The sequence below is a fragment of the Bacillus sp. CIS52 genome, from assembly GCF_053545315.1.
In genome coordinates, this window is the sequence record NZ_JBIUFR010000001.1 from 441,881 (window position 1) to 458,073 (window position 16,193).

At 46.5% G+C, this 16,193-nt stretch carries 11 protein-coding genes; all 11 read right to left on the minus strand.

The genetic code is table 11. The annotated features are described in order from the left end of the window. Positions 1-29 precede the first annotated feature (29 nt). On the minus strand, positions 30-749 hold the full coding sequence (sigE, locus tag ACH32G_RS01645; protein WP_016936200.1) for an RNA polymerase sporulation sigma factor SigE: 720 nt from the start codon (positions 747-749) through the stop codon (positions 30-32). Positions 750-806: 57 nt separating this feature from the next. Next, on the minus strand, positions 807-1,736 hold the full coding sequence (gene spoIIGA / locus ACH32G_RS01650) for a sigma-E processing peptidase SpoIIGA (RefSeq protein ID WP_095240748.1): 930 nt from the start codon (positions 1,734-1,736) through the stop codon (positions 807-809). 215 nt (positions 1,737-1,951) lie between these two features. Continuing rightward, positions 1,952-6,241 (minus strand): S8 family serine peptidase, encoded by a 4,290-nt coding sequence (locus ACH32G_RS01655; RefSeq protein ID WP_448813922.1) that lies wholly within the window; start codon positions 6,239-6,241, stop codon positions 1,952-1,954. A 272-nt stretch (positions 6,242-6,513) separates the two neighbouring features. After that, a complete protein-coding gene (ftsZ, locus tag ACH32G_RS01660; protein WP_013352177.1) occupies positions 6,514-7,662 on the minus strand; it encodes a cell division protein FtsZ in 1,149 nt (382 codons plus the stop codon). A 35-nt stretch (positions 7,663-7,697) separates the two neighbouring features. Further along, the gene (gene ftsA / locus ACH32G_RS01665) at positions 7,698-9,011 is read right to left on the minus strand and encodes a cell division protein FtsA (protein WP_448813923.1); all 1,314 of its coding nucleotides are present in this window, start codon (positions 9,009-9,011) and stop codon (positions 7,698-7,700) included. Between the two features lie 547 nt (positions 9,012-9,558). Beyond that, positions 9,559-10,350, minus strand: a complete 792-nt coding sequence (locus ACH32G_RS01670) for a cell division protein FtsQ/DivIB (RefSeq protein WP_047475117.1) — start codon at positions 10,348-10,350, stop codon at positions 9,559-9,561. Between the two features lie 129 nt (positions 10,351-10,479). Continuing rightward, on the minus strand, positions 10,480-11,391 hold the full coding sequence (murB, locus tag ACH32G_RS01675; RefSeq protein WP_047475120.1) for a UDP-N-acetylmuramate dehydrogenase: 912 nt from the start codon (positions 11,389-11,391) through the stop codon (positions 10,480-10,482). Positions 11,392-11,416: 25 nt separating this feature from the next. After that, a complete protein-coding gene (gene murG / locus ACH32G_RS01680) occupies positions 11,417-12,508 on the minus strand; it encodes an undecaprenyldiphospho-muramoylpentapeptide beta-N-acetylglucosaminyltransferase (protein ID WP_016936207.1) in 1,092 nt (363 codons plus the stop codon). A gap of 116 nt (positions 12,509-12,624) precedes the next feature. Beyond that, on the minus strand, positions 12,625-13,725 hold the full coding sequence (gene spoVE / locus ACH32G_RS01685) for a stage V sporulation protein E (RefSeq protein WP_003154430.1): 1,101 nt from the start codon (positions 13,723-13,725) through the stop codon (positions 12,625-12,627). Positions 13,726-13,783: 58 nt separating this feature from the next. Further along, positions 13,784-15,139, minus strand: a complete 1,356-nt coding sequence (gene murD, locus ACH32G_RS01690) for a UDP-N-acetylmuramoyl-L-alanine--D-glutamate ligase (protein WP_448813924.1) — start codon at positions 15,137-15,139, stop codon at positions 13,784-13,786. Further along, positions 15,140-16,114 carry a phospho-N-acetylmuramoyl-pentapeptide-transferase gene (gene mraY / locus ACH32G_RS01695; protein ID WP_007409707.1) on the minus strand — a complete coding sequence of 325 codons (975 nt, stop codon included), beginning with the start codon at positions 16,112-16,114 and terminating at the stop codon, positions 15,140-15,142. Positions 16,115-16,193 lie beyond the last annotated feature (79 nt).

Below are 16,193 nucleotides of genomic sequence, written 5' to 3' on the forward strand. Positions count from 1 at the left end.
GCAGTAAGGACCGTCAGATGGAAAAAATTTTACACCATTTTGTTAAACTCTTTTCTCAGTCTTTTAATAATCCGCTTTTCGAGCCGGGAGATATAAGATTGTGAAATCCCCATCATGTCGGCTACATCTTTTTGTGTTTTTTCTTCTTCACCGACAAGCCCGAATCGCAGTTCCATGATCTGCTTTTCTCTATCATTTAATTGCTCAAGCGCTTTTTTCAAAAGTTTTTTATCCACATTGGCTTCAATGTCTTTTGTAATAATATCATCATCTGTGCCGAGCACATCCGAAAGCAGCAGTTCGTTTCCGTCCCAATCAATGTTCAGCGGTTCATCAAAGGACACCTCTGAACGGATTTTATTGTTTCGGCGCAAGTACATTAAAATTTCGTTTTCAATACATCGCGACGCGTAGGTTGCGAGTTTGATTTTCTTTTCCGGATTAAACGTATTTACCGCTTTGATCAAACCGATTGTGCCGATGCTGATTAAGTCCTCGATATTGATGCCGGTGTTTTCGAATTTGCGGGCAATGTAAACGACAAGGCGTAAGTTTCTCTCAATCAGGATGGCCCGCGCCGCCTGATCCCCGCTCGGCAGCTTTAATAAGAGCACCTGCTCCTCTTCTTTAGACAAAGGCGGCGGCAGCGCTTCGCTTCCTCCTATGTAATATACTTCATCACTTTTCAGTCCGAGTTTCATCAGCCATTTATACCACAAATATGTCAGACGCAGCTTAAGTTTTTTCATCTTCCTCCCCCTTCTAAATACAATGCGTTTTGAGTATGATGAATAACAGACTTTTCGTCAGGATACATGCTTCACAGCCTTCCCGGTCAGCATCTTCGGGTGAACGATTCCGTCAAATTCACCGTCCGCTGATAATTGTTTCGCGCTGATGCCGATCAGGCATTTTTCACATGCAATCATCTCGTCTTTCGTTATAATCGTGACGTAATCCGGCTTTAAACAGAGTAAAAATTGATTGTCCTGGCCGACGCCCCTGTATGGAATCAGCCTCAGCTTATCCGCATGGCGGAACGAATCATCAAGCTGCTCTATCACTTCAAGCGGACTGGCAGATTTGATGATGTCCGTTTCCTTTTCACTGAGAATCGGAGCGAATTTGTCAATGTGAAGGATCATGACCGGCGTTTTTGTCAGCGGGTCATACAGCTGATTCCCGGAATCCACCAGGCCTTTTGCGCGGATTGTCTGTCCGCTGAATTCTGCCTGAACCATGACAAGTTCATCGTACTGAATGGACTTCGTCTCGATGTCTTCGATTCTCTTTTTCGAAAAAAACCATACGGCCGGAAATCCGATGACAACAAATATCCAGCTGATCGGATCGCCGAAGCCGGTCTGGCTCGTAACCATGGCGCCGTGTTTTACAATTGATTCTGTCTGCAGCAGGGAATGTACGCCGATCATTCCCCCGCCGACGAGAAAGGTCGCGAAATAAAAGGCGAACAAATTTTGAAAAAAGTACCGAAACCGTTTAAAGCCAAAAACCGTAAGCACGATGACAACTGAAAATGCCATTTTTCCCGCCGGATGCTCTACAAAGGGAGAAACAGGCGTAAACATCAGAAGCACAATGGCTGATCCGATGAAACCGCCGGCGGCCACTCTTCTTTTTTTTACCTGGCGTTTTAAAATAAAGGCGGTTAATAAAAGCAAAAGAGAATCAAAACAAAAGTTCAACAGCCAAATGACATCCAGATAGATTTTCACATCTGACCCCTTTCCTCTTTTGTCTTAAATATCTGTTTCTCTCTCTTGTTTCATAAGTATAAAGCAAGCTCTGTGGGAAAGTCTGTCAATTAATGTTGAGGGGAAAGTACAATTTTTAAGGGATAACCGTTTTATTTGTCGAGGGTCGAAGAGATTGATTTCCTATTGACCGTCTCAGCCAAAAAAGCGCTGCCGTGTCCCGGCAGCGCTCTGTTTTACTCATTGATATAAAGTTTTCCTTTTGCTGTCTGTCTCGTTTCATTTCCATAGTCATCTCTTACAATAACGTCAATTTTTGCTCCGCTTGCTTTGATGGAAGAAGTCGCTGTCCAGTAACTCTCATATCGTCCCGGAGAAATTTCTCTCAGCGGAAGCTCCGTCGCGTTTTGGGTCCCTGCCCGGGCGTTTGTCAGAGGCATACGGATCACGAATGAGGCGTCTAATTTCTTCCCGCTTGAAAAAGCGATTTTCACTGATTCTCCGGCTTTTAATTCTTTATCCGCTCCGGGAACCAATCCGGAGATGACGGGAGCGTGATAATTGACATCAATCACCGTCTTTTTCGTTGTTTTGTTACCCGCTTCGTCTGAGGCCGTGACTTTGATTTCGTTGCTGCCGTTTTCCAAAAGGATTCTTACTTGATAAGAGCCGTCACTCACCTCGGCCTTTTTGCCGTTCACCTTCACCCATTTTAAATGGGCGTCGTAAGCTTTTCCTTTTACAGTCACCGCTTCTTTATTTGTTTTATCTCCGTTTGCCGGACTGTCAATCGTCACATCCGGCTTATCCTGATCGAGTATGACCGTGACAGGGCGTGACTCATCGGTTGATCCCTTGTCCGTCACAGATGCCGCCGTCAGCCGATTGGCATCTTTACGCAGTGTGACATCAGCCTGGAAATGGCCGTCTGCATCTGCTTTCGTTTCAGCGGCGGTTTTACCGTTATTGGTCAGGCGGACTGCGGTTCTTGGCGAAGCCGTTCCTTGCACCGTGATTGACTTCTTGTTTGTAAATGACCGGTCAACAGGCGACGTGATGTCAGGCACGGAAGCTTCGTAGTCGACTAAAGCCCTGATCATAAAGTTTCCGTCTGATTTATCGGCTTTTGACCAGCTGCCGTCGAGGTATTGCCAGTTTCTGTTCGAATATGGACTGCCGTCGTCAGATGACAGGGCAGGTGAATAAGGATCGGGTTTCGTCTGGCGGAGCACAAGATAAAAATCCTTTCCGACCTCGATTCCTTTTGAGCTGAGATCCACTTTGGTCCATTTTCCGTTTCGAAGCGCTTCAGCTTGGAACGGGCCGGCAATTTTGCTGCCCGGGCTCCCGTCAGGGCCGGATGCATCATATACTTCTGCTTGAAATTCGGTACCGCCCGGATCAGGCCAGTCCGCGCCCCAAAATTTAAAGAGGCCTCCTGTCAGCATACCGTGTTCTTTTCCGTCTTTAAGCGTCATCTTAACGGCAGATTTGCTGCCTGCTTTAAAATAGGACAGTCCGGCCTCTTCAGTCCCGTTATCATAAGCAATTTCCCCTTCATAGCCGATATACGGCTTAAGCTTGGCGTTTTTTTCAGCATCCCCTTTGATGTCAACAGAAAATTCGCTGTTGTAAAAGCCTTTTGCGGCTACTTTAATGGTGTATGAGCCTTCGTACGCCTGAAGCGAATATTCCCCTTTATCATTTGTCACCGCAGGCTCAATTGCAGCGTCCTCCACTACATAAAGCGCGGCCCCTTCCACCGGTTCGCCTGTCGACTGATTGGTGATGGTTCCTTTTAGCGTGCCGGACGGCATTTGTTCCAGTGTAAAGTCTGCCTGTGCGGTTTTGTCTGCTTGAACAGAAACTTGTTTTGCAGCGGGTTTAAATCCGTATGCCTCGGCTTTCAGCGTATAGTTTCCCGCTTTATGAGACAGGCTGTAGCTTCCGGTTGCGGGGTCGGAATACACGGATTTCCCCGTCTCGGCGACACTGATTTGCGCTCTGAGCGGCAGGAGATTCGTTTCATGTTTCACCGGTTTTCCGGATGATTTTACCGCCGGTTTGGCCAGTTTCGGACTGACGGCTTTTTTCTTCAGATGGCCGGGCGGTGTTTGTCTATTGTGTTTGCTTTTTTTGGCCGCCTTGCCGAGAGGGCTGCTTGAAAGCCGGACGTCATCAATATACCATCCGTCTTCATTGAGTACTTCGTCTGACTGCATATTAAACATAAGCTTTATATTTTGGCCTTTATACGCGGATAAGTCTGCTTCTTCATCATTCCACCCTGCGGAGTCACCATTGTAAACAGCCGCCTGCTCCCAATTCGATTTTCCTTCCGGCAGAACGAACACGTACCCGTAATCAAAAAATTCTTCGAGCTTGTGCCAGCTTTTAAATTGCAAAAACAACCGTCCTGAATCCGGAACCTGGATCGGAGGCATCACTAAATTCATATTGGCCGAATCGGCATACGGTCCGGACAGGTTCGTCGCATACACTTTATCTCCGGAAAATGCAGCGCCGGGGCCTGAACTCGGAATCCCCCATTCCCATTGGTCATGTGTCCCGTAACTGGACCAGCCGGCCGGCTGTGATTCAAAATCTTCTTTGTACCCCGCCGTAATGCTCGGTTTTACGTCAGCCCGGTACGTATCAGATTCTGTAGAATGACCCCCGAAATCTTTTATTGTCCATTTATAACTTACCGTGCTGCCCGTTACATGCGGAATTTCTGCCTGGTAGAGTCCCTTTTTTTCATCACCGCTTTTTTGAACGGCGGCGATCGTTTTCCACTCTCCTTTATCAAATTGATAGGAAAGTAACACCTTAGTCACGCTTACATCGTCTTCTGCTGTAACCGTTAACGGCAGATTTGCCCCTTTGTAAGCTACTTGGACGGGTTCATGATGCCAGCTGGGCGGATTGTGATCTTCGCCCGCAGAAGATACTTTGCCTTCTACGCTTCCGATTCCGTCTGTTACGGCAGAAACGGCGTCAAAAGCATTGACTAAACCGTGGCCGTAGCCGTTATTCGGTGATTCCGGAAAAACGGAGTCTGTCAGCTTTTCAGCGGTGCGCGTCAAAACGTCTTCCATTTCATCAACCGTAATAGAAGCGTTTGCCTGCCTTAACAAAGCCGCCGTCGCCGCCACATGCGGCCCGGCCATTGAAGTTCCGTTCCAGCCGCCTTCATATGTTCCCCCAGGAATAGAGGAACGGATATTCACTCCCGGAGCCGAAATATCCGGCTTAGTTTCATGATACGGTGAGGGGCCTTGAAGTGAGAAATCAGCAAGTTTCTTGTCGATGTCAGTCGCGCCTGTCGCAAATGCTTCCGGATAATTGGCCGGATTTGCGATTGAACCAGGTCCTCCCGGTGTAAATAAGTCTTCATTCCCCGCAGAGAATTCCGGAAAAATCTCGGCTGCTCTCCATGCATTCACCATATCGCGGTACCACTCGTCCATTCCTGAACCGCCTGCCCAGGAATTATTGACAACATCCGGCGCCATCTCGGGGTGCGGAGTGCCGTTTTTATCTTTTGGCGCGAGCACCCACTCACCGGCATCCAAAATATCGGCATCGGTTCCTCCGTCATCTGAAAATGCTTTTACTGCGATCCATTTCGCGCCCGGAGCGACACCGATTTGATTTGAGCCGTCAGGTTCTGAACCCGTCATGGTGCCTGTTACATGAGTGCCGTGTTCAAGATCATCGTAGGGCGCGTCTTTTTTAGACACGGCATCATACCAGTTCATTTCATGATTCGGCGCTGCGGGATTTTCAGGATCGTACCCCCGGTATTTTTCCTTAAGTGCCGGGTGATCCCACTGAACCCCTGTATCAATCGAGGCGACGACCGTACCGGTGCCGTCGTAACCAGAGGCCCAGGCCTTCGGCGCATCAATTTGGCTGATGTTCCATTCAACGCCTCCCTTTGCCTTGATCTCTTTTTGTTTTTTCTTCAATTGAAAAGGAGCTTTTGATTGAGTAAGCTGACGCTTTTCATTCGGAAGAACTTTTTCTACTTCAGGAAATGAGGCAACTTTCTCCATCACCTCTTTCGAACCCGTGACTGCCATTCCGTTGACAATATAATAGGAATGGATGCGCTCCGCCTTGCCTTTCTTTTTTTGTTTTTCCAAATATGTTTTTATATTCTGCTGGGCATCATGAGCCGCCAGTTTTAAAGAAGAGACGACCGCTGACCGCTTTTGATATTCTGTTTTTGCTGCCGAAAGCGATTGGGACTTGGCATTTTTCTCTGCTTCTTTAACCGCTTTTTTCGTATCGGCTTTCTCTTTAAATTTGATGAGAAATGTGACTTTATCATTTTTCTCAAAACGCTTCTTGACTGAATCGGAAATCTTATGCTGAACGCTCTTAGAGGAAGAAAGATCTTTGGTGGCAGAAACTGTTCCCGGTGTGGTCTCCGCTGCGGCTGCACCCGGAAACAGCAGTGAACTGACGACAATCGCGCTTAAAACGGAGCCTGTCCATCTGTTTCTCATTTTTTTCTTCAATCGTATCCCCCCTTATTTGGAAACGCAATATAAATTTGTATTCCTCCCCTCTCAATTGGAATGGTTTGTCATTTCGATGCTGTACGTTAAATGTAGACAATCTTCTATTCAGATATTGTCACATTCTGTCAGAAAGCCGGACGAAACTAGAAAACAATCAATTGGTCATAGGTATAAAGTTTCAATTTTCATTGTATAGATCATGGGGATAGGCAGGAAGACTGAGCGAAAAAAGAAAAAGGACAAAACCATGTGGTTTTGTCCTTTTTGCATCAGCCGCGTTTGTTGCGGTTTCTTAAAAATGTAGGAATATCAAGGGCATCATCCGCCGGCTGTGAAGTATGGCGGTTTACCGTGTTTTGATGCTGTGTTTCTTCTCGTTTCGGCTCACGTTTCGCAGCAGGCTGGCTTTGAGACTTCAAGCCTTGGTTTAAAGTCGGACGCTGCGGTTTTGAATCGTCTTTCTCCTGTTCGATAAAACCGGTCGCGATGACGGTAACGACGATTTCATCTTTCAGATTTTCATTGATAACTGAACCGAAAATCATATTCACATCAGGATCAGACGCAGAAGCGACGATATCGGCTGCTTCCTGAACTTCGTAGAGGCTCAGATTTGTACCTCCCGTAATGTTCATTAAAACACCTTGCGCTCCGTCGATTGCCGCTTCAAGGAGCGGGCTGGAGATGGCCTTTTTAGCGGCTTCGGCAGCACGGCTTTCGCCTGTAGCGATCCCGATACCCATCAATGCTGAACCTTTGTTGGACATGATCGTTTTAACATCGGCAAAATCCAAGTTGATTAAACCGGGCGTCGCGATAAGGTCTGAGATACCTTGCACCCCTTGGCGAAGCACGTTATCAGCTTCACGGAATGCTTCAAGCATCGGTGTGTTTTTATCGACAATTTCTAAAATCCGGTCATTCGGAATAACGATCAGCGTGTCAACGGCTTCTTTCATCGCCGTGATACCGCCTGCAGCCTGCAGCTGGCGTTTTCGTCCTTCAAATGTAAACGGTCTTGTTACGACTCCGACAGTCAAAGCGCCTAAGTCTTTTGCGATTTGCGCAATAACCGGTGCGGCTCCCGTTCCGGTACCGCCTCCCATTCCGGCTGTAACGAACACCATGTCAGCGCCTTTTAACGCTTCTTCGATTTGTTCTTTACTTTCTTCAGCGGCTTTTTTGCCGACTTCCGGATTCGCTCCCGCTCCGAGACCGCGGGTCAGCTTTTCTCCGATCTGCATTTTCACTTCTGCTTTTGACAGGTTAAGAGCTTGCGCGTCCGTATTTACCGCGATGTACTCTACACCCTGTACTTCGTTTTCAATCATTCGGTTGACCGCGTTATTACCGCCGCCTCCTACTCCGATTACTTTAATTGATGCTAAGCCGTCTATGTTTGTTTCGAAATCCAACATGCTAAATCCTCCTAATCTGCCGAATGACTATCAATCTATTCCCAAAACATGCTTAATAGTTTTTTCATTTTGCTCGGTTTGTTGTGTTCGGCTTGTGTTTTTTGTTTTGCTTTTGGACGCTGCTGCGCCTCAGGCCGCTGATGATGTTCTTCTTCGTGAGAGACCGCGATTTCCTGCACGGCTTCTTCCGGCATATGAAAGCCTATTTTTCTTCCCTGAATTCTGGCATTTCGGCAGGCAAATTGTATCAAGCCGACACCCGTCATATATTGAGGGTCTCTTACACCGATATAATTCGGGTTTGCGACCCTGACATTGTGCCTCAGCACTTCCTGTGCCAATGAAAGCACGCCGGGCATTGCGGCCTGTCCGCCGGTCAGCACAAAGCCGCCGGGCAGATCTGTAATTCCCATATGCTCAATTTCGGCTGCGGCAATCTCAAGAATCTCTTCCACTCTTGCTTCAATAATATTGGCAATTTCCTGCTGTGTAAAAGATTGCTTTTGATTCGTTCCTATGACGGTGACTTCAAATACTTCATCTTCTGAAGCCTCATCGTAGAATGCATGTCCAAATTGTTTTTTTACTCTTTCAGCCTCTTCGGTGGAAGTGCGCAATCCGATCGATACATCTTTCGTGATGTTTTCGCCTCCGAGCGGAATGACGGCTGTCTCCTTCAGGTGCCCCTGTTCAAATACCGCCACCGTCGTCGAGCCGCCGCCGATATCAATCATGGCGACTCCGAGGTTTTTTTCGTCTTTTGACAAAGCCGCTGAACCGGCCGCAAGCGGCTGCAGGCAGATATCTGTAATTTCGACGCCCGCTCTCTCCACACAGCGAAGCAAATTATGTAAGATCGTTTTGGAGCCGGTAATCAGCGTGCCTTCTACTTCCAGGCGCACGCCGAGCATTTTTTTCGGATCGGTAATTTCGTCTCTTCCGTCAACGATAAACTGTTTCGGAACGACGTCAACGATCAGCTGCTCGTGCGGAACTGACACGACCTGTGCCGCTTCCATTACCCTGCGGACGTCTTCAACGTGAATTTCTTTGTTTTCACTGGAAACAGCGACAACGCCGTTCGTATCTTGAATATGAATATAATTTCCATTAACGCCGACAATGGCTTTTTTCAGCGGAAAACCTACCATTCTTTCAGCTTGGTCAAACGCTTTTCTTATAGAATGAACGGTTTCATCTATATCAACGATTGAGCCTTTTTTCAACCCTTCAGACGGTACATTTCCCACTCCGATAATGTTAAGGGAATCATCTGTCATTTCTCCGACGATCACTTTTGTATTGGACGTACCGATGTCAAGACTGACGTAAAGTTCATTGTTGTTCATTCTATGGCACCTCCTCACATTTCGATCAAATTCTATTCTATTATTTGCGGAACAACAATACAATGGATGTGGCTTTACAAGTGTGTAACAAAAACAACAGCATCAACAAATTTTCATCTGATTTCTCACAATTTATGTTTAATGAAACTATTCGTTATATTCTATGTATATCCTCTTTTATATCGCATTTTTTTTATTTTTTTTGGAGATGGCCCACCTTACCGTAAGATTTCTTGTCACGGGGTCATCCTGTGCAATCCAGATGCAAATATACCCGCTTTCCATTAGTCTACACTAAGATGAACCTTCAGAAAAGCGATAGATATTGCCAGAAACATCCGAAAAAAGAAGAAACAGGAGGAAAATTCCAAATGCAATGATCACTGCAGAAGACACGCCCATTGCATTAAGAATTTTCCGCTTGTCCGGCAGCCGCATCCCCAGCAAAAAACAAACATAGTCATAACTATTCCGCTATCGGTTATATCGGCTGCCATGCTGATTGTAACAGTCCCTTTTGAATCACCTTAAAATTAGTTCTTTAGAACTATTGATCGGTTTCTTTTTTCTTGCCGGATTTACCTTTTTTAAATTCTTCAAAATATGTAGCGACTTCTAAGTGGATAATTCCCTTTTTTCCGCCGTCCAGCTGAGAAACGATAGAAGGATAGGTCTTCATCCGGGCGGCAAACGTTTTAATCGAAGCGGTCACCACATATCCGTCGTTCATATACAGCTTAATCCGGTCCTGATCCATTTTTACCGGCGTGTAATAGATTTCAGAAATCGACTGCTTTAACGAACCTGAAAGCTTATCAAGCTGATCTGCCATTTTGACCCGCTTTTTCGCGTTTGTCCAGTCTACCAAAATCGGACCCGCGTCATCGGGCGTGACTTCGTTCGGCAGCACGGTGCCGTTCTCCAGCACCTCATAATACACATCATTCCGCTGCAGATACGCGATGGTCTTATATTCTTCAATGTGAATTCTGACTTTGTTAGGAAATGCTTTTGAAAGCTCCGCCTTTTTCACCAGCTTATTCTGCTCAATCTTTTCTTCTGTTTTTTTCTTGTTCAGACTCCAGAACTCGGTCTGTCCGTTATGTATATCAGAAAGCGCGCTGATCTCTTTTACAGGCACGTTTTCGTTTCCGGAAACGGTGACAGAAGAGACTTTGCTGATCGGCATCTGCAAATACACGATGATTAAAACCATCATAAAAAAGAGCACAATGAATGAAATCAGCCGGCGGTTTGCTTTTTGTTTCCGCTGCTCTTTGATTTTCGGAATCCGTTCTTCAATATTTACGATTTTTTCTCTTTCATGATTCGGGTTCACTGCCTGTCCACCTCGCTAAGAATGAAACAGCTTGACATTCGTCTGATTGAAAAACAAACGGCATGCTGTGATGCCGTTTGACATTTGTTAAAAGTATATCACATGAGCTCACGGAAATCAGAGAACCTTTTAGCGATTCCCGCCGATGATTTCAACTTCTGTATGCATGTCAACATCATACTGCTCACGGATGGTCTTTTTCACATACTCAATCAGGTCAAGGACGTCCTTGGCAGTCGCCCCGCCGGCATTGACGATAAAATTCCCGTGCATTTCGGACACTTTCGCTCCGCCGATCTGATATCCTTTTAATCCCGCTTTTTCAACGAGGTTTCCGGCATGATCCGGCAGCGGATTTCTGAATATGCTTCCCGCGCAGGGGCTTGAGTACGGCTGAGTATTTTTTCTGTAATCTTTGTTTTGCTGCATTTGCGCCGTGATGGCTTCCCGTTCCTTTTGCTCAAGCTTTAGAACTGCCTCAAGACACACGCCGGGACGTTTTTTCTGCAATACAGACGTTCTGTAGCTGAAGTCCATCTCTTCGTTCGTCAGCCATTCGATCGTGCCGTCTTCAAATAAGATACGGGCTTTCACAAGAATCTCACTCATATCAGATCCATGCGCCCCCGCATTCATATAGACGGCTCCGCCGATTGATCCCGGAATGCCTGCTGCAAATTCGAGTCCGGACATTCCTTTTTTACTCATCGAAGTCGCAAGACGGACGACTGAATAACCGCCTCCGACCGTCACCTGATCGCCGTCAATCTCTAAATGATCGAGACCCGCTCCCAGCTTAATAACAACTCCTCTTATGCCTTCATCAAGCACGAGCAGATTTGAACCGCGGCCGATAACCGTCCATGGCAGGTCATGTTTCTTCACAATATCCATAATATCTTTGACTGCTTCCACACGGTTGGGGATGATTAAAATGTCCGCCGGACCGCCGATTTTCATCGTTGTATGATTCGCGAGCGGTTCTTGTTCCAGCACTTTGCCGACTTCGCGGTCTCTTAATTCCTGAATTACGTTCTCCATCGTAAACCTCCGCATTCCATTTGCTCTATTTTTTAATGTCTTCCATGATACTGTACAGTCTGGCTGCCGCATCGGGAACACCGAGTGATTTTGTCCGCTCACTCATGTCTTTTAGCGTTTCGTCATTCATTACGATTTTGTCCAGCGCAGCGATCAGTTTTTCTCCGCTGAGCTCGGTTTCTTTCAGTACGATTGCAGCGTCATGCTGGCTGAGCGCCTTCGCATTGACTTCCTGGTGATTGGCTGTCACGTACGGGCTCGGAATGAGCACACTCGGAATGCCGAGTGCGGTGATTTCCGCAATCGTTGTCGCCCCGGCTCTGGCCACAATAACATCGATTGATTTTAAGTACTCCGGCATTTGGTGCAAAAACGGTTTTGTCACCATATTATCAGCGGCTTTTCCGCCTTTCAGCTCAGCCGTTACCTTCTCATAATGCACTTCCCCGGTAATATAAAGCACTTGGTAAGGTCTCGTTTTCAATTCTTCCTGCATATCAATAACGGCACGGTTAATAGGAGCCGCACCTCTGCTTCCGCCGAAAATGAGCACCGTTTTTTGATCTTCTTTCAGCCCGAATTCAGTTAACGAGCGGCCTGTCTTAATTGAGACGACTTCAGAGGCTCTCGGGTTTCCCGTAAAAACAACTTTTTCAGCAGGAAAATGCGATTTTGCCTCTTCAAAGCAAATCGCCACCTTATTAACATATTTCGAGAGAAACTTATTCGTGATGCCCGGAAGGCTGTTTTGCTCATGAATGATCGTCGGAATTCCCATTTTTGCCGCCGCGTATACAACTGGACCGCATACATAGCCGCCTGTGCCGATAACGGCATCTGGTTTAAATTCTTTTAAATACGATTTGCTTTTCTTCACGCCTTTTAAGAAACGCATGACCGTTTTTACATTTTCAAAAGAAAGTTTTCGTTTGAAACCTGTAATTTCAATGGCGCGAAACGGAATATTTTCCCTTTCAACAATTTTTTTCTCAAGACCGTTCTCTGTTCCGATATATAAAAATTCCACGTCCGGGTGCCGGCGCTGAACTTCTTTAATAAAGGCCAAAGCCGGATAAATATGTCCTCCGGTTCCGCCCCCGCTTACTGCAATACGCATTCGTATGTCCCCCTTAATCACATAGCGATAACCCTGTTTTTTAGGACAGGGTTATTGATGTTGTCTGTTTTTTTATAAATGACGAATATATCATGAGTGATGAGGCAAGATACAGATCAATACCTCGAGTACCGGCTGACATTTAAAAGCACGCCGACCGCTGCAAGCATCAGCGTCAATGATGACCCTCCGTAGCTTAAAAACGGCAGCGTAATTCCTGTTACCGGGATCAGCCCCGTCACAACACCGATATTAATCATGACTTGAATAGCAATCATAGAAATAATGCCGATGGCGACAAAGCTTCCGTATAAATCCGGAGCGCCGAGCGCAATCCTGACGCCCCGCCATAATAAAATACTGAACAGCAGCAATATGAGCGATCCGCCGATAAAGCCGAGTTCCTCAGATAAGATAGCAAAAATGAAATCGGTTTGCGGCTCCGGCAGGTAAAAAAACTTTTGCCGGCTTTGGCCGAGCCCCATTCCGAACAGACCGCCCGGACCTACGGCATAGAGCGACTGAATGATCTGAAATCCGCTTCCAAGCGGGTCCTCCCACGGGTTTAAGTAGGAGGTGATCCGTTTAATCCGATAAGGAGCGGACAGAACAAGCGCCGCAAATCCGCTTAAACCGATGAGTCCGAGAAACGCGAAATGAGCGATTCGCGCACCGGAAACAAATATCATCACGATGCACGTGCCCACCATCACCGTCCCCGTTCCAAGGTCGGGCTGGCACATGATAATAATAAATGCAGAAAACACGATTCCGAGCGCGGGAACGAATCCGCGTCTGAATGACGTAATGTTCTTCTGTTTTTCAGAAAGAAATTTAGCCAGAAACGCAATCATCGCGAGTTTCATAAACTCCGAAGGCTGAATGCTGAACGCGCCCACACCGATCCAGCTTCTTGAACCGTTCCGCACCATTCCGACTCCCGGAATCAGTACAAGCACAAGCAGGAAAAAACAAATGATCAGAAGCAGCTTCGACCATGTGCGCCATGTCCAATAATCCACATTCATAATGAAAAACATGGCAATGACGCCGATTCCCGCAAACAGCAGCTGCCGTTTCGCAAAGAAAAACGAGTCGTCAAATTTATAATCCGCCCAAACCGCACTTGCACTGTAAACCATAATTAATCCTATTGTTAAAAGCAATAACGTAATGATAACTAATAACAAATCAGGCGCTGTTTTTTTAGTAGTCAAAGCAATCGACACCCCAAGCATAAGTCATTTAGGGCTGCCGATGAACAGAGACAAGCCCTTACTTAAGCATATGCACGGCATCTATAAACATGTCACCGCGTTCTTCAAATGTTTTGAACTGATCCCAGCTTGCACACGCAGGTGACAAGAGGATGACGTCTCCTTCATTTGAGAGCGCAAACGCCGCAGATACTGCTTGTTCAACATTATCGACACGTTTGACATGTTGTATTCCCAGCTCATTGCCCAGTTTTTCTATCTTCGGCGCCGTCTGGCCGAACGTAAGGACCGCTTTGACATTGTCCATATACGGTTTCAGATCGTCAAAGCCGTTGCCGCGGTCAAGTCCGCCTGCAAGCAGTATAACCGGAGCTTTGAACGCGGAGAGCGCTTTGCTTGTGGCTAAAATATTCGTCGCTTTGCTGTCATTATAAAATTTACGATTCTGAATCGCAGTCACATACTGCAGACGGTGTTTAACACCGGTAAAGCTTGTCAGTACCTTCTGAATCGCTTTATTGGATGCGCCCGCCGTTTTTGCCGCGGCTACAGCGGCTAGAATATTTTCTAAATTGTGCGCGCCCGGCAATACGATGTCATCAACAGGCAGAATCGCTTCATCGCCGAACATCAGCATTCCGTCTTTAATGAATGCGCCGCTGGACAGTTCCTGATGAACTGAAAACGGAACGGTGCCGGCTTTTCCGCCTTCAGCAAGCCGCACGACTGTTTCATCACTTTGGTTCACGATGGCCGTATCGCTCTCAAGCTGATGCAGATACACCTTCTGCTTGGCTTTTTCGTAATTTTCACGGCTGTGGTGATAATCCAAATGAGCGTCAAATACATTTAAAATCAGGCCGATTTCAGGTCTGAACGCATGAGTCCCCATCAGCTGGAACGAAGAAAGCTCCGTGACGATCCATTCATCACCGTCAGCACGATAAGCCACTTCACTGGCCACAGTGCCGATATTCCCCGCGATCAGCGCCTTTATCGAGTCAGCCTTCAGCATTTCGTAGACCAGGGTCGTCGTTGTTGTTTTCCCGTTCGAGCCTGTAATGCCGATGAATTTTGCATTGGTGATATAATACGCAAGCTCGATTTCCGTCCAGACCGGGATGCCTCTTCTTTGCGCTTCCTCCACCATAATATTTTCATACGGGATTCCGGGATTTTTGATCAGAATGGTTATATCATGCTGATCAAAAAGTGATGTCGGATGTTCACCGCAGATAACCTCAATTCCTCTTTCTGAAAGCCTTTGGGCAGGTTCGTTTTCTTCAAAGGCTTTTTGATCATTTACGACGACGTTAATGTCTTTTTCATGAAGAATCGACGCAGCCGCATATCCGCTTTTCGCCAGTCCAAGGACCAGAAAGTTTTGTTTTTGCAAAAAAAGTTCGTTTTCCACTTATAACCACACCTCGATGTAAATTCCTAAAACGGCAAGCAGCAGTCCCGCAGTCCAGAATGTGACGACAACTCTCCATTCAGACCATCCGACCAATTCGTAATGGTGGTGAAGCGGACTCATTTTAAAGATTCGTTTTCCTGTCGTTTTAAAGCTGATGACTTGTAAGATAACAGATAAGGTCTCAATAACAAAAACTCCGCCGATAATGACGAGCAGAATTTCAAGCTTTGTCAGAATGGCAACGGTCACGATCGCTCCTCCGAGCGCAAGCGACCCGGTATCCCCCATAAATACTTTGGCGGGATGGGCGTTGAATACAAGAAAACCGAGAACGGCGCCGACAACGGCAACCGAGAAAATCGCAACGTCATATTGTGACTGGTTCCACGCAAGGATCGCGAAAGCGCCGAATGCGATAGCAGCGGTACCGGACAAGAGGCCGTCCAGACCGTCTGTCAGGTTGACGGCGTTTGAACCTCCGACAAGCATAAAGAGAACGAGGATAAAGTATCCCCAGCCGAGATCAATTGACAGATGTGTTCCCGGCACCCTGATGCCGGTTGAAAAATGGCAGTAATGATATACTCCGTAGAATACAATGGCGATAATGATCTGGCCGATCAATTTCTGTTTCGATGTTAATCCGAGATTCCGTTTCATCACCACTTTAATATAATCATCCAAAAAGCCGAGCAGGCCGTATCCGATCGTGACAAACAGCAGAAGAAACATTTCCGCGCTCAGATGCGAAAATTTCTGCGTCATGACAATCGCCGTAATGGCAATGGATACGATAATCATGACCCCGCCCATCGTCGGCGTCCCTGATTTTTTCATATGTGATTTCGGCCCTTCTTCTCTGATGCTCTGGCCGAATTTTAAACGTCTTAAAAACGGGATAAGAATCGGAGATATCAGAACACTGATTAAAAATCCCATTATTATTGTAAATAAAATCACTTGCTCAAGCATTGCTCTTTTCTCCTCCCGTTTCGTTCAAACGACATACGTATTTATCATATTCAGATTGTTTCCCCGTAATTCTTTTCAT

Coding starts and splice junctions, on each gene's coding strand:
- mraY (WP_007409707.1), bottom strand. CDS start 16,114: ATGCTTGAGCAAGTGATTTTATTTACAATAATAATGGGATTTTTAATC.
- ftsZ (WP_013352177.1), bottom strand. CDS start 7,662: ATGTTGGATTTCGAAACAAACATAGACGGCTTAGCATCAATTAAAGTA.
- murB (WP_047475120.1), bottom strand. CDS start 11,391: ATGGAGAACGTAATTCAGGAATTAAGAGACCGCGAAGTCGGCAAAGTG.
- ftsA (WP_448813923.1), bottom strand. CDS start 9,011: ATGAACAACAATGAACTTTACGTCAGTCTTGACATCGGTACGTCCAAT.
- sigE (WP_016936200.1), bottom strand. CDS start 749: ATGAAAAAACTTAAGCTGCGTCTGACATATTTGTGGTATAAATGGCTG.
- murG (WP_016936207.1), bottom strand. CDS start 12,508: ATGCGTATTGCAGTAAGCGGGGGCGGAACCGGAGGACATATTTATCCG.